24 protein-coding genes and 1 pseudogene are annotated in these 21,655 nt (G+C 67.2%); 8 read left to right on the plus strand and 17 right to left on the minus strand.

Annotated elements, in window-relative coordinates; genetic code table 11:
- Positions 1 to 118: 118 nt before the first annotated feature.
- The 5 genes from RIA72_RS13350 (at position 119) to RIA72_RS13370 (ending at position 4,900) form a co-directional block, all read left to right on the plus strand.
- Positions 119 to 1,153, plus strand: a complete 1,035-nt coding sequence (locus tag RIA72_RS13350; protein WP_350032549.1) for a LacI family DNA-binding transcriptional regulator — start codon at positions 119 to 121, stop codon at positions 1,151 to 1,153.
- Positions 1,154 to 1,368: 215 nt separating this feature from the next.
- On the plus strand, positions 1,369 to 2,184 hold the full coding sequence (locus RIA72_RS13355; RefSeq protein WP_350032550.1) for a glycine zipper 2TM domain-containing protein: 816 nt from the start codon (positions 1,369 to 1,371) through the stop codon (positions 2,182 to 2,184).
- Positions 2,185 to 2,416: 232 nt separating this feature from the next.
- A complete protein-coding gene (locus tag RIA72_RS13360) occupies positions 2,417 to 2,959 on the plus strand; it encodes a hypothetical protein (RefSeq protein ID WP_350032551.1) in 543 nt (180 codons plus the stop codon).
- A gap of 71 nt (positions 2,960 to 3,030) precedes the next feature.
- Positions 3,031 to 4,356 (plus strand): M28 family peptidase, encoded by a 1,326-nt coding sequence (locus RIA72_RS13365; RefSeq protein WP_350032552.1) that lies wholly within the window; start codon positions 3,031 to 3,033, stop codon positions 4,354 to 4,356.
- 106 nt (positions 4,357 to 4,462) lie between these two features.
- On the plus strand, positions 4,463 to 4,900 hold the full coding sequence (locus RIA72_RS13370; protein ID WP_350032553.1) for a PilZ domain-containing protein: 438 nt from the start codon (positions 4,463 to 4,465) through the stop codon (positions 4,898 to 4,900).
- A gap of 62 nt (positions 4,901 to 4,962) precedes the next feature.
- On the opposite strand, the gene RIA72_RS13375 is transcribed toward RIA72_RS13370, so the two are convergent.
- On the minus strand, positions 4,963 to 6,183 hold the full coding sequence (locus RIA72_RS13375) for a polyhydroxyalkanoate depolymerase (protein WP_350032554.1): 1,221 nt from the start codon (positions 6,181 to 6,183) through the stop codon (positions 4,963 to 4,965).
- A 175-nt stretch (positions 6,184 to 6,358) separates the two neighbouring features.
- On the opposite strand from RIA72_RS13375, the gene RIA72_RS13380 reads away from it, so the two are divergent.
- The gene (locus RIA72_RS13380) at positions 6,359 to 8,155 is read left to right on the plus strand and encodes an ABC transporter transmembrane domain-containing protein (RefSeq protein WP_350032555.1); all 1,797 of its coding nucleotides are present in this window, start codon (positions 6,359 to 6,361) and stop codon (positions 8,153 to 8,155) included.
- Between the two features lie 43 nt (positions 8,156 to 8,198).
- A complete protein-coding gene (locus RIA72_RS13385) occupies positions 8,199 to 8,735 on the plus strand; it encodes a DUF1993 domain-containing protein (RefSeq protein WP_350032556.1) in 537 nt (178 codons plus the stop codon).
- 12 nt (positions 8,736 to 8,747) lie between these two features.
- Here RIA72_RS13385 and RIA72_RS13390 read toward each other — a convergent pair whose 3' ends face one another.
- The 11 genes and pseudogenes from RIA72_RS13390 to RIA72_RS13440 all read right to left on the minus strand — a co-directional run bounded on the left by RIA72_RS13390 (position 8,748) and on the right by RIA72_RS13440 (position 18,429).
- Positions 8,748 to 9,173, minus strand: a complete 426-nt coding sequence (locus RIA72_RS13390) for an ExbD/TolR family protein (RefSeq protein WP_350032557.1) — start codon at positions 9,171 to 9,173, stop codon at positions 8,748 to 8,750.
- Positions 9,174 to 9,397: 224 nt separating this feature from the next.
- The gene (locus RIA72_RS13395; RefSeq protein WP_350032558.1) at positions 9,398 to 10,516 is read right to left on the minus strand and encodes an OmpA family protein; all 1,119 of its coding nucleotides are present in this window, start codon (positions 10,514 to 10,516) and stop codon (positions 9,398 to 9,400) included.
- A gap of 130 nt (positions 10,517 to 10,646) precedes the next feature.
- Positions 10,647 to 11,099 carry a DUF2793 domain-containing protein gene (locus tag RIA72_RS13400; RefSeq protein ID WP_350032559.1) on the minus strand — a complete coding sequence of 151 codons (453 nt, stop codon included), beginning with the start codon at positions 11,097 to 11,099 and terminating at the stop codon, positions 10,647 to 10,649.
- Between the two features lie 9 nt (positions 11,100 to 11,108).
- Positions 11,109 to 13,286 (minus strand): GTA baseplate fiber-binding domain-containing protein, encoded by a 2,178-nt coding sequence (locus RIA72_RS13405; protein WP_350032560.1) that lies wholly within the window; start codon positions 13,284 to 13,286, stop codon positions 11,109 to 11,111.
- Positions 13,287 to 13,446: 160 nt separating this feature from the next.
- Positions 13,447 to 13,737 (minus strand): annotated as a pseudogene (locus tag RIA72_RS13410) (NlpC/P60 family protein); the annotation flags it as partial.
- A gap of 34 nt (positions 13,738 to 13,771) precedes the next feature.
- Positions 13,772 to 14,605: a phage/gene transfer agent baseplate hub protein gene (locus tag RIA72_RS13415; protein ID WP_350032561.1), complete on the minus strand. Its 834-nt coding sequence runs from the start codon at positions 14,603 to 14,605 to the stop codon at positions 13,772 to 13,774.
- Entirely contained in the window at positions 14,599 to 16,923 is a 2,325-nt protein-coding gene (locus RIA72_RS13420) for a DUF2460 domain-containing protein (protein ID WP_350032562.1), read from the minus strand. Before RIA72_RS13420 ends, RIA72_RS13415 begins: the two co-directional genes overlap by 7 nt.
- Positions 16,923 to 17,501 carry a tail tape measure protein gene (locus tag RIA72_RS13425; RefSeq protein ID WP_350032563.1) on the minus strand — a complete coding sequence of 193 codons (579 nt, stop codon included), beginning with the start codon at positions 17,499 to 17,501 and terminating at the stop codon, positions 16,923 to 16,925. Before RIA72_RS13425 ends, RIA72_RS13420 begins: the two co-directional genes overlap by 1 nt.
- A complete protein-coding gene (locus RIA72_RS13430; protein WP_350032564.1) occupies positions 17,494 to 17,697 on the minus strand; it encodes a phage tail assembly chaperone in 204 nt (67 codons plus the stop codon). Before RIA72_RS13430 ends, RIA72_RS13425 begins: the two co-directional genes overlap by 8 nt.
- Before the next feature lies 1 nt (position 17,698).
- Positions 17,699 to 18,007, minus strand: coding sequence for a gene transfer agent family protein (locus RIA72_RS13435; protein WP_350032824.1), 309 nt, complete (start codon positions 18,005 to 18,007; stop codon positions 17,699 to 17,701).
- Between the two features lie 14 nt (positions 18,008 to 18,021).
- Entirely contained in the window at positions 18,022 to 18,429 is a 408-nt protein-coding gene (locus RIA72_RS13440) for a phage major tail protein, TP901-1 family (protein ID WP_350032565.1), read from the minus strand.
- A 48-nt stretch (positions 18,430 to 18,477) separates the two neighbouring features.
- On the opposite strand from RIA72_RS13440, the gene RIA72_RS13445 reads away from it, so the two are divergent.
- On the plus strand, positions 18,478 to 18,813 hold the full coding sequence (locus RIA72_RS13445) for a hypothetical protein (protein ID WP_350032566.1): 336 nt from the start codon (positions 18,478 to 18,480) through the stop codon (positions 18,811 to 18,813).
- Positions 18,814 to 18,818: 5 nt separating this feature from the next.
- On the opposite strand, the gene RIA72_RS13450 is transcribed toward RIA72_RS13445, so the two are convergent.
- Genes RIA72_RS13450 through RIA72_RS13470 form a run of 5 tightly spaced genes read right to left on the minus strand, consistent with a single transcriptional unit; the run spans position 18,819 to position 21,599 of the window.
- Complete coding sequence (locus RIA72_RS13450; protein WP_350032567.1) at positions 18,819 to 19,211, minus strand: DUF3168 domain-containing protein; 393 nt, start codon at positions 19,209 to 19,211, stop codon at positions 18,819 to 18,821.
- A complete protein-coding gene (locus tag RIA72_RS13455; protein WP_350032568.1) occupies positions 19,208 to 19,753 on the minus strand; it encodes a head-tail connector protein in 546 nt (181 codons plus the stop codon). The genes RIA72_RS13450 and RIA72_RS13455 overlap by 4 nt, the downstream gene beginning before the upstream one ends.
- On the minus strand, positions 19,753 to 20,034 hold the full coding sequence (locus RIA72_RS13460) for a phage fiber-tail adaptor protein (RefSeq protein WP_350032569.1): 282 nt from the start codon (positions 20,032 to 20,034) through the stop codon (positions 19,753 to 19,755). Before RIA72_RS13460 ends, RIA72_RS13455 begins: the two co-directional genes overlap by 1 nt.
- A 15-nt stretch (positions 20,035 to 20,049) precedes the next feature.
- Entirely contained in the window at positions 20,050 to 20,205 is a 156-nt protein-coding gene (locus RIA72_RS13465) for a hypothetical protein (protein ID WP_350032570.1), read from the minus strand.
- A complete protein-coding gene (locus RIA72_RS13470) occupies positions 20,202 to 21,599 on the minus strand; it encodes a tail fiber domain-containing protein (RefSeq protein ID WP_350032571.1) in 1,398 nt (465 codons plus the stop codon). Before RIA72_RS13470 ends, RIA72_RS13465 begins: the two co-directional genes overlap by 4 nt.
- Between the last annotated feature and the right edge of the window lie 56 nt (positions 21,600 to 21,655).

Genomic DNA, 21,655 nt, shown 5'->3' on the forward strand with positions numbered 1-21,655 from the left:
CACAGTGCCGCCGCCCTGGCGCCGCTGGCCACACCGGCCATTGCGCCGCCCCTGCCAGCCGTTAAATTCGAAAGGCATGATGGACCGCCCTACGGGGCGGCTGCCGCAGGAGAGGAGCATGGGGCGCCCGCCCTCGGCCAAGCCGACCAGCTTCGACATCGCCTATCTGGCGGGGGTATCGCAGCCCACGGTGTCGCGCGCACTGCGCGGCAGCAAGTCGGTGAGCGCCGCGACGCGCGCGAATATCGAGCGAATTGCGCGCGAGCTCAACTATACCGTCGACAAAAACGCGTCGAGCCTGCGCTCGCAGCGCACGCACACGCTGGCGCTGCTTTTCTTCGAGGATCCGACCCCCGACGAATCGATGATCAACCCCTTTTTCCTGTCGATGCTGGGATCGATCACGCGCCAATGCGCGCTCCGCGGCTATGATCTGCTCATCAGCTTCCAGCAGATGCACAACGACTGGCACGTCGCCTATCAGGACAGCCACAGATCCGATGGGATCATCCTGCTGGGCTATGGCGACTATCAGCTTTACCGCGAGAAGCTGGAGCATCTGGTCGAAATGGACACCAAATTCGTGCGCTGGGGGTCGGTGTCGGAAGACGACATCGGCCTGACGGTCGGCTCCGACAATATCGGCGCGGGCGAACAGGCGGGGGCGCATCTGATCGAGATCGGGCGGCGGCGCATTGCTTTCCTCGGCGATGCGTCGGATCATGCGCCCGAGTTTAACGACCGCTATCGCGGACTCTGCCGCGCGATGCGCGCCGCGGGAATCGAACCCGACCCCGCGCTCCAGCGCGACGCGGTATCATCTGAAGCGTCGGGTTATGCCGCCGCCGTCTCGCTGCTCGGTGCACGAACGCGCTTCGACGCGATCTTTGCCGCGAGCGACCTGATCGCGATCGGCGCGATGCGCGCGCTTGCCGAAGCGGGGATCAGGATGCCGCACGATGTGGCCATCGTCGGCTTTGACGACATTCCCGCGGCCAGCCTGACGTCGCCGACGCTGACGACGGTGATGCAGGATATGAAAGGCGCCGGCGAACTGCTCGTCGATGCGCTGCTTCGCCGTATCGACGGCGGCGAAGCCGAACGCCGCGTTCTGCCGACCCGGCTGATAACAAGGCAAAGCACCGCGGTCTGAGCGTACCGAAGATAAGCCATTTCCTTACCGCGGCCAGCCAATACGGATCGCCGCGCCGCTGCGCCAGTTCGCCATCGCCCTGCATTTCCTGACGTCTGCTGCAAATGCCCCAAATCGGGACGCCCCTTTCAGGGTTAACGGATTCGCGACTCCGCGCCTTTTTTGCTAACAAGTTGTTAACCAATCGGTTCGCGCCGGGGAACGGGGAGTTTGACATGCGCACGCTTTTGTTGCTGGGTCTGGCCGTGGGGTCGTTACTGAACGCCGGGCGCGTCGGCGCTGAACAGCCCGCGCTCGATTACGGCCTGCCCACCGATCCCGACGTGCGCGTCTACACCGGCTATCCCGACCGCGTACCGAGCGAAGCAGAATATCGCCGTGTCAGCGGCTATGACGCCGAGGGCCGGTGGACCGGCACCTGGGACGGCACCTATGAAACGCGCGACGGCCGCCGGTATGAGGGGCGTTACGAAGGGACGGTCGAGGGCCATGGCGCCCCCTATCCGCCGCCGTCCTATGGCCATTCCTGGCATCAGGGCGGCTATGATCCGCATTACGACACCGAAATGGAACGCCGCTGTGGCCGGGGGGGCACAGTCGGCGGCGCGGTTGTCGGCGCTGTCGTGGGGGGCATCGCCGGCAACCGCATCGCCGGACGCGGCAGCCGCACCGAAGGCACGCTGATCGGCGGCGGGCTTGGCGCACTCGCAGGCAGCGCGATCGGCAACGCCGAAGACAGGAAGAAATGCGAACAATGGTGGGCGAGCCGCGGCGCTTATCGCGGGGGCCATTATCCGGACGGTTACGGCACCACCTATCGCCACGGATATGGTTATGGCCATGGTTACGGATATGGCTGGTACACGCCGGGGGTCGTCGTGACGACGATCATCAATGCCCCCCCTGTCGTCACCGAAACGGTCGAAACGACGACGCGCACCTATTATGAAAATGTGCCGGTGCGCAAACGCCATGTGGCGAAGAAAAAGTGGAAGCCGAAACCCAAGGCGAAACCGCGCTGCGTCTGCTGATACCCCGCGAGGTCTGGTCATCGGTGCTGGACCGAAGGCCCGTCATCCGCGGGACGGCGCGCTTTTCCTGTTGTCGGCCCGTCACTGCCAGCTGATCATCAGCCAGCCCGGCGCCCGGACCCTAGCTGAACCCCAGATAAGCGCCGGGTTCAGCACCGCGTCACGGCCGAATCGCTAAACCCTCTTCAACAGGCCGCACACGCCGCCTGCGCTTGTTTGAGGAGACCGAACCATGGCTAGCAAATTCCATCTGACCAAGGCCGCAATTGGTGCGGCCACCGCCGGCGCAATGGCAATGAGCGCGACCCCGGCAACGGCGCGCGATCATCGCGACCATGACGGGATCAGTGCGGGAGAGATCATCGCCGGCGCGGTCGTACTTGGCGGACTCGCTGCGATCCTGTCGTCGGGCAATGACCGCTACGACCGTTATGATCGTTACGGCCGCTATGACGACCGGTATCGCGGCCGCTACGACGATCCGCGTTACGGCTATGGCTATGATTATCGCCGCTATGGCAACAGCCGCAGCGCCGTCAGCCAGTGCGTCAACGCCGTCGAGCGCGGCAGCCGCCGCTATGGTCGCACCGACGTGACCGAAGTGACGAGCATCGACCGCAAGCGTAACGGGTACAAGGTCAAGGGCCGCGTCGTCGTTCGCGACGGCTATAGCGGCCGCTGGGGCCGCGGTGGCTATTACGACCGCGGCAAATTCAGTTGCGACGTCCGCTACGGCCGGGTGCAGGACATTCGCTTCTCCGGCCTCAACGGATAGGCCCTTTCCACGCCCCTCTCCTTTCGAGGAGGGGGGCTTTTCTTTGCGCGCCGCCCGCGGCATGACACGGCATGATCAAATCCTGCTTGTTCGCCGCGCTGCTGTTCGCCGCACCCGCCGCTGCTCACGCCAGCGATGACGTCCCCGCCGCCGATCCCGTGCGGCTGAAAGCATCGGTGGAAAAACTGGTCTCCTTTGGCACGCGCCACACCCTGTCCTCGGCCACCGATCCCAAGCGCGGCATCGGGGCCGCGCGCAATTGGGGAGCGGCGGAGTTCGATCGCATTTCAAAAGCGTGCGGCGGCTGCCTGACGGTAAAGCGCATCGCCGACCGCTTCGACGGCCCGCGGGCGCCAAGCGGCGTGATCGTCGAAAATGTCCTCGCCATCCAGCAGGGCAGCGGCGATCCCGCGCATGTGATCATTATCGCGGGTCATATCGACAGCCGCGTATCCGACCCGATGAATTTCACCGACGACGCACCGGGTGCCAATGACGACGCATCGGGCAGCGCGCTGGTGATCGAGGCCGCGCGCCTGCTTTCGAAGCAAAAGCATCGCGCGACGATCGTTTATGCGCTGTTGTCGGGCGAGGAACAGGGATTGTGGGGAGGACGCCTGCTTGCGCGCCACGCCAGGGAACAGGACTGGCAGGTCGCGGCGCTGCTCAACAACGACATCGTCGGCGGCATCCGCGGCACCGACGGGGCGATCGTAGACAATCGCGTGCGCGTGTTCAGCGAAGGCATCCGCGCATCCGAAGACCTCGCGGCACAGCTCGCGCGGCGCGGCATCGGGGGAGAAGACGATGGCCCGTCGCGCGCACTGGCCAAGGCGGCGATTCGCGCGGGCCGGAACAACCCGGCCATCGGGCTCGAGGTGTTCGCCGTCCGCCGCCCCGACCGGTTCCGCCGCGGCGGCGACCATCTGCCGGCGCTCGAGCTTGGCTATCCCGCGATCCGCTTCACCGTCGGGATCGAGGATTACGACCACCAGCATCAGGATCTGCGGACCGAAAACGGCCGCAAATATGGCGATACGGTCGACGAGATGGATTTCGGCTATCTGGCGCGCGTCACCGCGCTCAACGTCGCGCTCGCACGCGAACTCGCCGATGCGCCGCCCGCCCCCCAGGACGTCAATCTCGACGGCGCAGTCAGCTCGGATGCGACAATTCGCTGGACGCCGGTAAAGGACGCCGCCGCCTACCGCCTCTACTGGCGCCGGTCCGACCGCAGCGACTGGACCGACAGCCGCCTGATCGCATCGAACAGCGCGAACGAAGCCGTGCTGCCGGGTGTGATCGTCGACGATCATTTCTTCGGCGTTGCGGCGGTGTCGTCTAACGGAAACGAGAGCATCGTCACCTTCGGCGGCCTGCCGCCAGCGCGACCCTGAGCCCTCGCCGTATCTGAAAATTTACCTTCTTCGTTTAGACCCCGGCGTGGGACCAAGAAGATAAACCGTCCGAGGTGGGAATCGGACGGCAGATATTGAGTCGCGCATGCCCCATTCCGAGGCCGCCCCTGCCTCACCGCGCCCCGAGGAGGAGAAGCGCCAGCCGCGCCAATCGCGGCTGGTAAAGGCCGCGCTCGGCTGTCAACGGCTCGGGCGCTTCGACGTCACGCTGCGCAATGTTTCGCTCACCGGGATCGGCGGACAAGCGCCGCATATTTTACAGATCGGCGAGCGGATGACCGTGTTCCTGCCGGGGCACAAACCGATGCCGGGCACCGTGCGCTGGGTCGCGGGCAAGCGCTTTGGTATCCAGACCGACGGCAAGATTCAGACGACCCGGCTGCGCGCGGCAGAGGAAGGCCAGATCATCGCCGCGGACAGCCGCCTCGATTTTCAGATCATCCCGCCGCCGAAAGCCGATACGTGGCGCCCCGGCCTCACCCGCAGCACCGCGATGCCCGGACATATCGGCCGCAAACGCTGAAAGCGGCTCACGTCGACGCAACCCCCTCAATTTTCGTCGGGTTGCAGGGAGGCGCGTCGGCATCAACCCCCGTGGGCGCGGATCCAGTCCTCAACGACCGGCGCGATCTCCTCGCGCCATTTGCGGCCATTGAAAATGCCGTAATGGCCGACTCCCTTGGCCATCAGATATTTTTTCCGCTCCGCAGGCAGCCCTTTGGCCAGCGTCAGCGCGGCCTTGGTCTGGCCGATTCCTGAAATATCGTCGCGCTCGCCCTCGATCGCCAGGATCGCGATGTCCTCGATCGCGCCGATGTCGACCCTTTGTCCGCGATGCTCGAACTCGCCCTTGGGAAGCAGGTGCCGCTGGAACACGGCATCGACCGTTTGCAGATAAAATTCGGCGGTCATGTCGCAGACGGCGCGATATTCGTCGTAAAATTCCTTGGTCTTGTCGGCGCTTTCGCCGTCGCCGTCGACCAGATGTTTGAACATCTCCCAATGGCTCATCATGTGATTGCCCAGGTTCATCGACATGAATCCGGCGAGTTGCAGAAAGCCCGGATAGACGCGGCGCCCCGCGCCCGGATAATAGGCCGGAACGGTCGCGATCACATTTTCCTGGAACCAGGCATAGGGCCGCGTGGTCGCGTGGTGATTGACCGCGGTTGGCGCCTTGCGTGTATCGATGGGTCCACCCATCATCGTCAGCGTCCTGGGGCGGCACTTATTCCCGTTCGCCGCCATGATCGCCGCGGCGGCAAGGCTCGGCACCGACGGCTGGCACACCGCCAGCATGTGCGCACCGGGCCCGATATGCTCGAGCCACGCGATCAGATAGTCGATATAATCGTCGAGGTCGAACTTGCCCGCCTCCAGCGGGACGTTGCGCGCATCGCGCCAGTCGGTGATCCACACGTCATGGCCGGGCAGCATTCGCTCGACCGTGCCGCGCAGCAGCGTCGCATAATGACCCGACATCGGCGCGACGATCAGCAGCTTGGGTGCCTCTTTCACCCCCTTGTGCTTGAAGTGCTTGAGCTGGCCAAAGGGCTTGCGCGCCTCAATCGCCTCGGTCACGCGCAAGGCGTCGCCGTCGACGATGGTTTCGTACAGCTCGAACCCCGGCTTGCCGCGCGGGGCGGCGGCATGGGCAAACACCTCGAGCGCGGAAGCGAACATCGGACTGCCGCCGAAATAGCCCAGCGGATTGGCTGGATGCTGCATCACCTGCGCGCCGGCGGTCGCCAGAGCGCTGGCACCCGCCAGCCAGTTCTTCTGCATGTCAAAAGCGTGATACAGCATCAATCGAGATTTCCTTGCGTCCAGCTGGGCGCTCTTGCGGCGTCCCTTCGCGTCGCAGTCTAGGCCATCATCGCCATTGTGCAACGCATCATTTCGTGACGCTTCACGGCGTTTGAAGCAAAAGCCGCATTGTGCGGCGTTGAGCGCGCCTGTCGCCGCTGCTAGGGCCGATACGATGGCCAGCCAATCCGACCCGCCGCCTTCCCCCAAAGCCGTCGCCGGCCGCAAACTCGGCAGCCTGCGCATGGTGTGGCATTATGCCAGCCGCTATCCGCTGCAACTTCTGATCGCCGCCGTCGCGCTGGGCGTCGCGGCGCTCGCGACGCTCGCGATCCCCTGGCAGTTCAAGGAGATGATCGACAGCGGCTTCATCGCCGGCGGCGGCGACGTCGCGCCGCATTTCCGGCAGTTCTACGCCATCGTCATCGCTCTGGCACTGGCAACCGCGCTGCGCTTCTATTTCGTGAGCTGGCTCGGCGAACGCACCGTCGCCGATATCCGTCAGGCAGTGCAGCGCAATCTGCTGCGCCTCGCACCCGGCTTTTTTGAAGAAAACCGCCCGTCCGAAATTGCCTCGCGCATGACCGCCGACACCGCGATCATCGAACAGGTCGTCGGCACGACCGTATCGGTCGCGCTGCGCAATCTGGTCATGGGAATCGGCGGCATCCTTTATCTGTTCAGCCTGTCGCCCAGCCTCACGGCGGGCATATTGCTCGGCATTCCGGTCATCATCCTGCCGATCGTCGTCTTGGGACGACGACTTCAGAAAGTATCGCGGACCAGCCAGGATCGCGTCGCCGACATCGGCGCGACCACCGCCGAACAGATGGGCGCGATGAAGATCGTCCAGGCTTTCGGGCAGGAAGACCGGGAAGCGGCGCGCTTCACCACCGCGGTCGAAGCCAATTTCGCCACCGCAAAGCGCCGTATCCGCCTCCGCGCCATCATCACCGCGACGGTGATCGGTCTGCTTTTCGGCGCGATCACGACTCTCCTGTGGTATGGGGCGGAGGGCGTGGCGGCGGGCACGATCACGGGCGGCACGATCGCCGCCTTCGTGCTCACCGGAGGCCTTGTCGCGGGCGCATTCGGTGCGCTGACCGAAGTTTATGGCGATCTGCTGCGCGCCGCCGGCGCCGCTGAACGGCTGAGCGAGCTTCTGAATGCCGAGGCGACCATCGCCCCGCCGGCCAGCCCGCGCGCCTTTCCCGAACCGCCGGTCGGGACTCTCGAGTTTTGCGGCGTCGAATTTCGCTATCCGACGCGGCCCGACTCCCCGGCGCTCCACGATTTCAGCCTCGCGATCCGCCCTCGCGAAACCGTGGCGATCGTCGGCCCCTCGGGCGCGGGGAAATCCACGCTCTTCCAGCTTGCCGAACGCTTTTACGATCCGCAAGCAGGGCAGATCCTGCTCGACGGCGTACCGCTCGTCGAAGCCGACCCGGCCGATATTCGTGCGCGCATCGCCATGGTACCGCAGGAAACGGTGATCTTTGCCGCCTCGGCGCGCGATAATCTGCGCTACGGCAATTGGGACGCCGATGACGAAGAGCTATGGGCCGCGGCGCGCGCCGCCCATGCCGAGGAATTTCTACGCAAACTGCCGCAGGGGCTCGACACGTTCATGGGCGAAGGCGGCGCACGGCTGTCAGGCGGCCAGCGTCAACGCGTCGCGATAGCGCGCGCGCTGCTGCGGAAGGCGCCGCTGCTCCTCCTTGACGAAGCAACGTCGGCGCTCGACGCCGAATCCGAAAAGCTGGTCCAGGATGCGCTCGAAACGCTGATGCACGACCGTACCACCATTGTCATCGCGCACCGGCTTGCGACTGTGCGCGCCGCCGACCGGATCGTGGTGATGGATGAGGGGCGCATCGTCGAACAGGGGCGCCACGACGACCTTGTCGCGGCCGACGGACTGTATGCGCGCCTCGCCCGGCTTCAGTTCCAGGACAGTCTTGTCACGGCCTGATCGTTGGCCGGATATGCCAACTCACCGCTGCAAAGGATCGACGATGCTGTATGACACGACCGTTCCCGCCTACGTCAACGGGTTGAAAGCGCTTTCGGCGCAACTCGACAAGGCGCTTGTCTGGGGGCGGGATAATGGGTTGAGCGAACAGCAGCTTCTTGCCGAACGGCTCGCGACCGACATGTTCCCTCTCGCGGCGCAGGTGCGCTTCAGCTGTGTGCAGGCGGTACAGCCCGCCACGCGCCTCGGCGTCGCGGGTGCCCCCGCCTTCACCGACGATGCCACCGATTTTGCAGGCCTGCAGGCGCAGATCGCGGAGGCGCTGACGTGGCTCGGCAGTGTTGACTCATACGCGCTGGACGGCGACCCTGATCGGCTGGTCAGCTTCGACCTGCCCAACGGAATGGCGTTCGACATGTCCGCTTTCACCTACGTCCGCGACTGGGCGCAGCCGCAATTCTATTTCCATCTCGTCACCGCCTATGCAATCCTCCGCCATCTCGGCGTCCCGCTCGGCAAGGCCGATTATGTCGGCTATATGATGGCCTATCTGCGCCCGGGGACCGCGCCCGCTGCCTGAACCGCCGTGCGGTCAGATCAGATCGCGATAGCGGTCGATTCCAGGAAAGGCGATCGCCTTACCGCCGTTGCGCCGGATCGCGCCAATCGCTTGATCGACGCGCAGGTAACGCGCGCGTGGATCGGGCTCGAACAGCAAGGCCGCGGGATCGGGGTGGTCCGACGCAGCCTTTACCAACTGCCCCAGCTGGGTCAGGTCCACGGCCTCGCCGTTCCACCGGATCACGTCCAGCGTGTCGATGCTGATGCGATTTTCCCGGCCGATATGGGCGGGCCCGGGGTCGATTCCCGGCAGGTCGACGTCCACACGATGTGTCGGCTGCGGGATGGTAATGACAAACATGATCAGCATCACCAGCATCACGTCGATCAGCGGCGTCGTGTTGATGATCGGGCTGGCATTGGGGTCGGTGCGATAAATGCTGCGACGTCGGCGCATAGGCTCTCTCCCGTTTGCGGGGTCGATGCGCGTCGGGCCGCACCCCGCCGAACATGCGGGTTTTATCCCGCCATGATTGTAATGATATAACATTTATCAACAGGAGCAAGCAAATGATTGGCGGGTAGTTCTGAAGGCCGGGGCTGCGCACAAAAAGAAAGGGCGGCACCATCGGGTGCCGCCCCTCTTTTTCGTCCAGTCCCTGTCGGGAATGGAAACCGGTCTTACATGCCCGAGTTCGGACCGTAAGTGATTTCCACGCGACGGTTCTGGTCGTTGCGGACGCCATCGGCGGTTGCAACGGCCGGACGGGTTTCACCGAAGCCCTGCGCGCTGATCGAGCTATCCGAAATACCGCGAGCGGTGAGATAGCTGCGAACGGCGTCGTTGCGGCGGTTCGACAGGCCGACGTTGTAGGTCGCCGAACCCGAACGGTCGGCGTGACCGGCGAGCATGACCTGCGTACCCGTGCAGCCACGGTTGTAGGCGCTGATCGCGTTGTCGAGCGTCGAAGCCGCTTCGGGCGTGATGTTCGACTGATCCCAGTCGAAATACACGATGTACGGCCCAGGCGCACATTCCACGACCGGCGGCGGCGGCGGAGGCGGCGGGGGCGGCGGAGGCGGCGGGGGCGGCGGGGGCGGCGGGGGTGCCACCGGCTCCGGAGCGCCGCCGAAGTTGTACGTCAGCGTGCCGAGGATCGAGTGCGAACGGAAGCGCGTCGAAACGTCGCGGCCAACCTGATCGACAAGGTCGACATTGTCGGCGTTAAAGAAGCGATACTTCAGGCCGACGTCCCAGTTGCTGCTGAGCGGCGCGCGGACACCCGCGATCGCCTGCCAGGCAAAGCCCGTGTCCGAATCGTCAAGGAACGGACCGGCGAAGACGGGTTCGACCGACACGCGCGCAACACCGGCGCCACCGCCGACGAAGCCTTGCAGGCCGTCGTCGTCGCCGAAGTCGAGCATGCCGTTGACCATGAAGCTCAGCACGTTCGAGTCGCCGTTCAGAGCAGTCGAACCGATAAACGGCACGCCCGCACCCGAAGCAGTCTGCGGAATGCCGGGGGTCGTAAAGCGACCCGCCTTGATGTCGGCTTCGCGATAGCCCACTTCGACTTCCGCACGGAAACCGCCGAAGTCATAGCCGACGACGCCTTCGAAATCATAACCGGTACGATGGTCGAGCGACCCGGCGTTGTTGGTGGCACCGATGTCGAGATCAATGTCTTCGACGATCATCACGCCGGCGCCAACACCGACATACCAGGAATCGTCACGCGCCAGAGCGGGCGACGTGAGGGTGGTGGAGGCCAACGCCACAGCGACGGCAAGCTTCCTCATAATTATTCCCCTTTCAATTTGAGATATACGTCTCGCCAGACGTCCTACTCGCCGCTTTGGTTCCGTGCAAGCTAACAAATCGTCAATATGTTGCCAAAAAGTCGCACTCGGTTCGCGAAAAAACGCAAAATCAGCCTGAAATCATAAGACCCTGCGCTTCGAGGCTGAGCATCAGTGCCGCCAGCGCGGCGCGGGCCTCCACGTCGATGACCGTGCCCCCGCTCGGGGCGGCCAAGGCGGCGGGTTCATTCCAACCGCCGCCGTGAAAGCGCAAACGCGCGCCATCGGAAAGCCGGACCACCTGCATCCCCTCACGCGGCGCAAGGAATCGCCAACCGCCGCTCGTGTATAGCGCGATCGCGGCCTCCTCCCCTGCCCAAGCAGCGGCCGGCGCCGCACCGACGATCCAGCACTGGCCCTCGGCAGGTGTCGCGGGGGGCGCCGAAAGCGGGCCGTCTTCAACCGCAGCGGCGATCAGCGCGTCGAGCAGAGTCAGCGCCTCATTGTGCGTCACTTCCTTCTGCGCCTGCGCCACCGCAAGCAACGGCAGGCCAAAGCGCGGTGTGGCGGGCGTGTCAGTCATCCGATCCTCCTATGCAAACGGTATTAAAAGCGGTGGCGACAGGGAAAAATCGCCCAGCTGCCGGATGTCCAGCGTCGATCCGGGGGGGACCGCGGCGCACTCGGCCGGCGTCATCGTCACGACGGGCAACGCCACCTCCCACGGCCCGATCCCCGGCACGGGCGGCACCAGCGCGACGCGCCACGCCTCGCGGCTTTCGCCGAGCGGCAGGTCGACTTCGTCGCGCCACCCCGTATCGGTCCGGCTGCGCCGCACCCAGCTTATGATCGCGCCGCCCGCCGCGTCGCGGCGAACCCGCCCGTGCACTGGGACCAGCGGCCGCAGCGCTCGCCCCGGCGCCGCCAGCCCGATTTCAGTGAGATCCGTGCCGCCGCGCGGTGCCCATTGCAGCTTTGCGCCGCCGCTTTCCGCCCAGTCGGAGAGGGTTTCGGGAAGCATCGGCGAAGCGGAATCGCCCAGCATGACAAAGGCTTCGCCCGCCGCATGGACCATCGCGTCGGCCGTGCCCGCCCGCCCGCGAAGCAGACGTGACAGGTGCCAGACTCCGGGCGCCACGATCTCCGCTTCACCGAACTGCAGCAATTCGCCGCCCAGCATTGCGCGATTTGCGCCGCCAAGCAGCGCAGCGTCGCTCACCGATTCCAGCGTCATCGCCGGATTGAAGAGTTCGATAACCGCAATATGGCTCAGATCGAACAGGCTCGTGCTTCCCGCCGCCAGCGGCGTGGCTAGGTGGCCCAATGCGGCCGCCGGGCGCACCGTCCCCACGGCGATCGGCTCGGCACCGGGCGCCGCCACGAACCAGCAATCGGCGCCGCGCCAGCCGTCATTGCTGCCGGCCCCCGCGATCAGAACCTGCGGCGCCGTCGCCGCGGGGCTCCCCATATTCGGCAGGTCGAAGGCATGGACGATCCCCGCTGCGTCGGGCCAGTCGGGGGCGCCCACCGGCACCCCCGGATCGGCGGGCAGGTCGACGGCAGGAAGCGGCTGATACCGCGTCAGCTCCAACCATATCTCGTCGCCGCGAATCGTCCTTTCGCTGAGGCGCCAGCCGCTCCCGTCGGATAGCGTCACCACCTGGCCCACGGTCAAGGCGGCCGCGGCCAGGTCGCCGCGGCACAAAATCGCCTCGCGCCCATCGGCCGCGCGCCCCGCCAACTGCTCCGCCAATGCCCGCGCCGATACTGCGGACAGCGCGGCGGGCAGGTCGGTCCGCTCCTCGCGAACACCCCCGCCGGCGACGCGGCTGGTCTGCTGGCCCAATTGATAGTCGCGCGTGGGTTCATAATGGCGCAGCCGGATCGTTCCGGGCAAAGACACCAGCGGCGCGCGCCGGCGCTCGGCGCTCGTCACCGCGGCATCGCTTCGCCGCGTTTCGCGAAAATTGTCGAGTGCCACCGCCTCGCCAGCCGTCACGGCAGGCGCCAGGCGCCAGCCGCCGGGCCCGCTACACAGGCGCGTGGCGTCGGCCTCGAACAATGGGGCCAACGCGTCGCGCGCTCGCTCACCCGACGCTGCATAGCCCGCAAAGCTCCAGTCGCCCGCGCAGATCGCCGCGTCGCCGAGCAGGCTCGCGCCCACCAGTCCCGCATCGATGCTCCCCGCATCGGCCTCGACCTCAAAGGTCAGCGACGGGATGCGGTTGCCGAATCCGCCTAGCTCCAGCTCCTCGAACACGGCATAGGCCAGTCCGCGGAACGCACTCGCCGATCCCGGCCCCAGCGCCGACGCGATCAACGGATCGACGGCCTGATCCTCGCTCCCGTCGTACCAGCGAAAAACGCAACGCTCGTGGAACGTCCCGCTCGATCGCCGCAAAAGATTGCCGTCGGCCCATATCCGCCGGATCGCCCGAATTCGCCGCGACGACAACGCGATCGCCAGCGACACGGCATAGCTATATTCGCTCGTCGAGGGACGCCCCTTGCCGCCGCCGCGCTTCTCGCGCCGCTCGATCAGGTCGGTCGCCCAGATCACGCTGCCCGCGACGCGCATCGTCCCGAACAATTGCGGGATCTGATGGCCATAGGTCGACGCCTGGACCTTGAGGTCGGCGAGTCGCGGCCCCTCGCGCCCTTTCGGCGCCAGGATCGCCGCGTCGACCTGCTGGCCCAGCGCCGCGCCGATCGCCGCGCCCACTGGCCCGCCGATCAGGCCCCCGGCCACGGTCAGCACCAAAGTCGCCATCAATCTGCTCCCAATAAAGCTCATCCCCTCCCGCCAGCGGGAGGGGCAGCGAGGCTTGGGCACTTGCGCCCTGACCGCAGCGGGGTGGACAAGGCGGCAATCGCCAGCGCGTCGTATCCCCCAATCCGTTGTCTACTGGCGTCTCGACCACCCGCCGCAGCCCCGCATGGGCGTGAACAAGGGTCCCGCCACCCATCAGGCCCAGGTGAAACTGCCCCGCAGGCAGCGCGACCAGCGCCACATCGCCCGTTCGTCCATCGTCGTCCGCAAGGATGAACCCTGCCGCCCGCAACGCCGCCTCGACGCGCTCCCCCGGCCAGCCCCGCAGCGGATAACCGTGCGGCCGCGCCAGCTTCCTTCCGGCCGCGGCATAGGCGGCCCAAACCAACCCGACGCAATCGAGCCCTGTCGCCGGATCGCATCCCTGAAAGCGGAAGCGCGCGCCAACCATCCCCCGCGCCGCCGTAAAAGCGCGCGCGCCAACATCATCCACCGGGATAGCGCGTCAGCAGGTCGTTGCCCGGCAAATGCGCCTCACCGCGGAAATTCACTGCATTGGCAAAACGGTCGCGGCAGGTGCCCAACTGCTTGTCGCACCCCTCGGTCAGCCGGACGCGCACCGGCGCATCGGGCGCAAAGACGGGCGCTTCGGCCAGATGCAGCTGGGCACCCTCGGCGGCGATGACCGGGCTCGCGAGGCCGCAATTACCGCCCTCGACCCACAATAATTCGCCGGACGCCATGTGCGGCGTCGCTGCATCGAGCGTCACCACGCGCCCCGCTACCGCGATGACCCGCCGCATATGCGTCAGCGGCGCCAGGTCGACCCGGCACGCCGCATCGCCCAGCATCGCCCGGCACGAGGGCGAGGTCGCCGGACACACCGGCCCGTCCAAGAGCTGCGTGACGCCCCTCAGTTCGGCGGAAAAGCCCGCGCCGCGCCGCGTGATCGTGCCCAAAAATCCGCGCGCGACCGTCACCGGTGCCGCCCCGGGCGCCGTCCAGTCGGTCAGGAACAGTTCGAGCTTTGCACCGTCCCAGCGCCCGGCGTCGAGATCGCGCGCCGCAATCGCGTCACTCGCAATCGCGCCTTCGATCTCCATGGTCGCCGCGTCCAGGCTGTCGCGCGTTTCGATCGCCGAGGGTTTCATCCCCGGCGCCGCGCGATAGACCAGCCCGTCAAGAAACAGGTCGCGGTCGTGCGAGGTCAGCCCGATCGTCACCCCGTCGCGCCGCGACAGGCGCCAACACCAGGCGAGCGTCACCAGCTCCTCGCGCAGCCAGCCCGGCGCAGCAGCGAGCCCGATCGGCGTCACCATGGCGCGCGCACCTCAACCAGCGGCACGCTCGCCAGTTCGCCCGCCAGAAAGCTCGCGCGGCTGACCTCCAGCCGGTCCTCGGCAAAGCGCACGGGCACGTCGAAGCGAAACCCAGCGCGGACCGCGACGCCCGCGGCCGGCGCGACGTCGAGCAGCACCTCGCCCTCCGCGGTCAGCAGAAAGGCCGCCGTTTCGATTCCGTCGACCGACACGCGCACGCTGGCGGAAACCGGCAGACGGATCGGCCGCACCGCCTCGGCGTCGCCCGCGCCATAGCGTTTCACCAGCGGAAACTGCCGCCGCACGCCATCGCCGGTCCCAAGCATCTGGTCCACCGCCGTCGGCAACCCGTCGCCCATCGCCGAGCTGCTGTCGAACGGATCGCGAAAGCGAAATGCCCGCGCCGCTCCGCGCCGCGCCCGGAAAAATTCGGCCAGGGTCCGCACATCGGCCTCGGACCGGATGCCCGGCCCCGCATCATAGCGCATTCGCGGCTCGGCCCATTCGCTCGCGCGCTGCTCGTGCCCCGCGGGTGAGCTTATGATCTGCGTCGAAAACGCGGTCAGGGCAGCCGCCTCGCGCCCGATCGCGATCGGAAAGTCCACTGGGTCGAAAGCCTGCACCTCGTCCTCCCCATCAAAAATCGTGAAACCGTCGCGCGCCACCTGCGGCAGCGCCCAGACAAAGGTTCGTGCCACCCCCGCGCGCCGCGCCGCATCGGCGGCGTCGGCGATCGCTCTCCACTGCTCCCGCTGCTCGGGCAGCAACACGAAACCCGCGAAATAATGCTGCTCGTCCACTGGATAGCCCAGCCGGATCGCCATCGCCGCGCGTGCCTGTGCCGTTTCGCCGCCGCGCCCGCCCGTCACCCAGTCATAATCTTCGAGTTGCAACACATCGAACGCCGGCGCTGCCCACTCCAGCGGCACATTGGCGCGCCGCACCTCGGGCGCCGCATCGTCGAGCACCGTCGGCAGATAGACGAGCAAATGGCTCACCAGCCCCGCCGCCCCCGCTTCGTCCCGCGCCGCCGCGACCAGCGCCGCGGTCGATGCCGCGAGCAGGGCGCCCAGCGCATCGAGCATCGCTAGCTGCGACGCGTCGAGCGCGCCGCGCACATCGGCGATCTCGACGCTCGCGCTCCCCAGCACCGCCGTCGTCGCGCTATCATAGGCGCAAATCCGCCCCCCGGCGGCGATCCACCACCAGGGCTCGCCGACCTGGAATTTGCACGCCAGCCCGGCGTCGCGCCCGATCGCGACGAACGCGCGCGCAACCGCCTGTAAATACTCCATCGCCGCCGCGTTGGCGGGCGACAACAGGGTCGAGGGCGGCTCCCATCCGGTCAGCGCGGGGGCGCCATCGGTGTCGCGCTGCTTCCATTCGGAGGGGCAATAGGCGTCGAACAATTCATAGGACAGCGACCAGATCAGCCCCAGTCCCGCCGACGCGCACGCCGCGGCAAAGTCGCGGTGCCACGCGGCGCTGGGACCGTTGATCGCGCCCCCCGCCGTCCCGGCAAGCCACTCGCCGCCCGCCAGCGTCAGCCGCATATAATGGCTCATCCCGACATAATGGACGACGTTGCCGCGATAGCCCAATTGCACGATCTGCCGCACGACACGCGCGGGGGTCAGATGATAGCAATCGTCATAGCCGCCGGTCATGCCCAGCGCGGTTTCGGGCAGCACGGCGTCGCCGATCGCCAGCACCGAACCCGATCCCGTGCAGACGATCGCGCTCATCTCGGCCCAGCCCTCCGCAGGCGCCGCCAGGTTGCCCTCGCCGCCGTCATATGTTGGCGGGACCAGCGAGATGAACAGCCGGTCGACATCGCCCGCCCACACCGGATCGGCCTCGCCCGGCAACAGGAAACCGCCGTCGAGCGCATCGAAATCAAGCGTCACGAGCGCGTCCTCGCCCGATCCCACGGCATAGTTCCAGAGCCGCACATACCAGGCGCGGGGATTCCCGGCGGCATCGCGCCCCTCGATCGTCAGCGTCGGCCCGTGCAGCGCGTCGAGCGGCTTCACCCCGCCCGACCGCCAGCGGAACCGAAGCTGCGTGTGCCGGAAATCGCGCTTGGTCTCATAAGCAAGCAGCGGATGATCCCACCGATCCTCACTCTCCCAGATCAGCCCCGCCAGATCCTGCTTGCGGTAAAACACCGCCTCGACGCGCAGCGCCCCCGGCGCCGCGCTCGTCACGCTCGCCATCATCGGCCGCGCGAAATCGACCGTCCAGAAGCGGGGGTCGAATCGCTTGACCCATCCTTTCCGATGATGCGGCTCGGCCGCCGCGACCAGGGCCCAGCCCATCAATCCTCTCCCGCCGCCACCGCGCGCCGAACCGCGCGCGCCAGCTGCCGCCCCGTCTGCGCCAGCCGCTGCGGATCGCTTCCCGACTGCCCCTGCACATTCACGGTGATGGCGATGTTGCGCACGCTGGGTCCCGCCGCCTCGATCCGCCCGCTCGCGGTCGGCACGAACAGCTCGGGCCCGCGCTCGCCGACGCGATAGGCGCGTCCCGCGCTCACCGGCCCGCCCGTCGCGCGCGCCGGCGCACCGAACAGCGCCATTGCGATCGAGGTGCCCAGCGACAACAGCCCCCCGCCCCCGCCGCTCGCACCACCGCCGCCCAGCGCAGCGCCGATCCCGCCCGAAATCGCCGCGCGCGCAATGTCGGCCATTACCGACAGCGCCAGCCGCTTCAGATCCTCGAACCCCAGCTTGCCGGTGGTGATCGCACGCGACAGCGCCCGCTCGATCGCGCGCCCGGCATCGTCGGCGCCCTGTACCAGCGGCCCCCGCAAATCGTCGCGCAGCGCCGCGATCTCGCGCCGGAACGCGCCCGTGTCGGCGCGCACCGCGACGACCATTTCGTCGATCTCATCCATCGGGATATTGCTCCATCATTGCGCTCAGCGCGGCGCGATCGAACCCGGTCTCGCCGTCGCCTTCGGTCCACCCCGCCAGCACCGCGCGCACATCGGCGGGCGTCGCGGCCCAGACCTCATCGGGCCGCCACCCCGCGACACGCGCCATCAGGCCGACCAGCGTGATCGTGGCAGGCCCCAGCCGCTCGCCCGTCACGTCACCGCCCCTGCAAAATCTGCCCCAGCAAGATGCGCAGCGCCGGGGTCACGGCCGCCAGACCCTGTCGTACCACCGCCTCGCCGACCGCCTCGCGCGTCAGCCCTGCGGGCCGATCGCGCACGCAATGCCAGAACAGCGCGGCCAGTTCGCCCAGCGCCAGCCGCCCGTCGGCCGCGCGCTCGACCAGCGCGAACAACGGCCCCAGTTCCTCCTCCGCCGCGACCAGCGCGGCAAAGCTCGGCCGCAGCACCAGCCGCTCGCCCCCGATCCGCAGCTCCGCCTCGCCGCGCAGCGCATTCGCCCCCATCTTTGCCGCGCCACTCACAGGCTCACCACCGCGCCGCTCGATTCCAGGTTCAGCGTATAATTGCGCTCGCCATTATAATCGCCGGCATAGTCGAACCGGGTGATCAGGAACCGCCCGCGCAGCCGCTCGCCGCTCTCGAAACTCAGCTCATAATCGTCGATCGTGCCCGACAGTGCATGGCCGCGCAGCCGCAGCTCGGCTGCCGACCCGGTAAAGATTCCCGCCGCGCTTACCGACACCGACCGCACCCCCGCGCCCGACAACAGCTCGCGCCAGCCGCCCGAATCCTTCGTCGTGACGTTCACCGCCTCGCCATTCACCGACAATTGCGTCGTGCGCAGCCCCGCCACGGTCTGATAGGCGGGCGGCGCTTCGCCGTCGCCGACCTTGAGCAGAAAAGCGCTCCCATTTTCGATCGCCATCGTTTAATCTCCTTGGAAAATAATCATGCGGAAACGGGGAGTCGCAGGATGCTGATCACCACATTGGTTCTGGCCGCCATGGTCCAATCGCCCGCGGCGACGGTCGACCGGACGCGCGCGACCTTCACCAAATGCCTTCGCGACGACATGAAAAAGGCGCTCGAGGCCAAGGTCGAAGAGGCCGAATATAGTTTGCGGCTCAAGGCGAACTGCGCGACCGAACGCGACGCCTTTCGCAAGGCGGTGATCGCGCTCGGCCGCGCGGCGGGCGATTCCGAAAAGGTCGCCACCGAGGATGCCGACTGGCAGGTCGAGGATTATCACGAGAATTTCACCGAGAAATTCAAGGATTATAAATCGACCAACACATTGCCCGGCGACTGATCCGATCAGGCAGCAAGGCACCGGCACTGCACGATGAACTCGTGCCGCCACCCGCCCTCGCGCGCAAAGTCAAAGCGGGTACGGATCGTTCGTGCGCTCACGATGTTCCAGCCACCCACCTCACCGCGCATCGCCGCGACCACCCCCTCGATACGGCGCGCTGCGCCGTCTCCCTCCGCATCGCCGACGCCGACCAGCACCAGCGTCAGCCGCACCTCGCGCCCCGCGCGGTCCTTCGTGCCCCAGTCGCGCCCTTCGGCGCCGCCGACCATCACATAGGGCGCGCTCGCCCGCGGCGGCATTCCGTCGAAAATGCCGTGGACCATCGCCGCGAGCGCATCGTCGCCCCCCAGCAGATCGAGCGCGCGGGCGCGCACCGCGCCTTCGGCGCTGGTCACTGTCCGCCGCCCAACGTCAACCGCCGCCACGGCTGCCACAGCGCGGCGATGGCCGCGGGCGGCGCGGCGCCCGCATTATCGCGCGCGTCGTGCAGATGCTGCGTCATGCGGACGATGCCCTGGCGTATCGCTTCGGGCACGCCATTCGCCCCCTCCGCAATCCCCGCGCGATAGGAAATGCGCAGCCGGTCGGCAGTGCCCGTTGGCTCGACCGTCACCCGCGCGCTTCCGTCGCGGTCAAGGACGACGCGGTAATCCTCTTCGGTCAGCGGCGTTTCTCCGCCATCGGGGACGAGCAGCGCGACGCCATCGACACCGATCACCGGCCGCACTTTCAGCCGCGCCGTCCCGCCGCCGATCGGCCATATTTCCTCGGCGGGGCGAACGATCAGCCATTGGCCGATAAAGGCCTCGCAGATGTTCGTTGCGGCGCGCACCAGTCCCGCAACCACCGCATCGTCGACCGTCGCGCCCAGCCTTAACCAGCCGCGCGCTTCGTTCAGGCTGACCGGCGCCTCCCCCGGCAACAGACTCTCCGCCATCATCGCTCCTCCACCCGCATCGTCATCGACCGTTCGTCGATCTGTCCGTCGCTCATCGCCACACGATTGGTGACGCGATAGACATGGCCCGCGATCCCGCCGGTCAGCGTCACCGTCGCCTGCATCAGGTCGTGCGCAGCGCCCGCCACCGCCACGCCCCCCGCTTCGACGGGTTCGACCGTCCAGTCGCTCGTCATCACCGCCTGTCCGCCCGGATAGGCGGCCGCCCAGTCGAACTCGAAATCGATCCTCGTGCCCGGATCCTTCACCATCATCGTCATGGTCTCGCTCTCTCTTCAGGGTTTGCGCAGCGTCACGCGCCGCGCCGTCTCGCGGGCCAGCGGCAACGTCGTCTGCGACCCGGCGGGTTCGGGGCCGGCCCATTCGCTCGCCAGATCGCGCCGCGCTGCATCGCCGATCGCGCGCGATGCCAGGGCCGATCCGCCGATCACGCCGCCGCCTCCAGCGCCGCGAGGCGCGCCTCCTGCGCCGCGATCAGAAACAATGCGAGCTGGTCGGTCCGGATACCGAAGCGATCAGCGGCGGCTTCGTCCCCGCTCCCTCCTGTTTGGTCCCAGGCGTCATGGCAAAGAAATGCGTATCGGCTGCTCGGCGTCGTGCCTTCGGCAAGCGGCTCGATCAGCCCTTCGTCGGCCATCAGCGCCCACACGGACTGTGCGCGGACACCGAAGTGCAGCCGCGCGCCGTCCGCACCCTTCTCGCCGATCGCCGCGTTCCACTGGAAAAAGCCCAGTTCGGCGACGATCCGGCGTGCGGCGCGCAATTCGGCGTCACTCGGTGCATCGCGCCACGTCTTGTCGCGCGCGTCGGACGTGTTGATCGTTCCCGTGCCCGCATAAACGACCGACCAGCGAAACGCGGCGGCGCCAAGCGCCGGGCCGTTATCGGTGGCGGGTTGCAGGCTGCCCGCACTGCTCAGTTGCGCAACCTGTGTGCCATTCACCAGAAACTGGTGGCTGGACGCCGCCCCCGCCTCATATTGCATCGTCGCCGACGATCGCAGCTTCACCGAAGCGGCCCCCGCCTGTTCGGCGAACAGCTTGCCGCTGTTGGGCATGGTAAGCTCCAACCCGCCCGGATGGAATCGTCCGCGCTCGGCGGCGGCGATGTCCACCGCGACCGCTCCGTCGGTTATGCGCAGCCCGTCGCGGCCCGCGCCCGCTCCCGCGACGTTGAACAGGCCGATCGTGCTGTTGTTCACAAAGACCCGCAGCCGCTCGCCGCCATCCTTGCCGATGTCGACTATGTCGCCGTCGACCGCCCGCCGGGCGTCCAGAGCGCCGTCGAGCACGTACCGGCCGTCGGCGCCGCGAAAGGCCACCGCCGACAAAGGGATATTGATCCAACCGGCGCCGCGGCGGACCGTCACCAGATCGGCGGCTTCGCCCGCAGCGGCATTGCCGTGCGTTGTCGACAGCGGCTGCTTGGCGTCGAGCGCGCTGCTCAATCCGGCCAGCTCGCTGCCCAGCCCCGCGACTTCGTCGCCGAACGCCGCCGACTGCATATCCTGCGCGGCGAACCAGCCGGCCCCCACCGTCAGCGCGATCGTCTTGAGCCCCGGCGCGAAATCGACCGTCGCGCCGCCGGCCGAAGAGGCCGCGACCATATCGCGCAGCAGCCGCCCGTCGCCGCCGATCCGGCCGGTCCCGACCTCCCACTCATCGGGACGGGCGATCCCCGCGACGGCATAATGGAACGATACGCCCGGCGGCACGACGCCCGCAAAGCGGCGATGGCCGGGCACTGCGCCGGTCGGCGTCAGCGGCCCGGTTCCGCCCTCCTGCGCCAGTTCGCGCACCAGGTCGGCGAAAAACAAGCTCGGCATGGCAAAGCCATCCTTTCCGGATCTCTTTTTGAATGGACTGGCGATCGGCATTTGGC

The organism is Sphingopyxis sp., from assembly GCF_040216815.1.
In the GTDB taxonomy this organism is placed as follows: Bacteria; Pseudomonadota; Alphaproteobacteria; order Sphingomonadales; family Sphingomonadaceae; genus Sphingopyxis.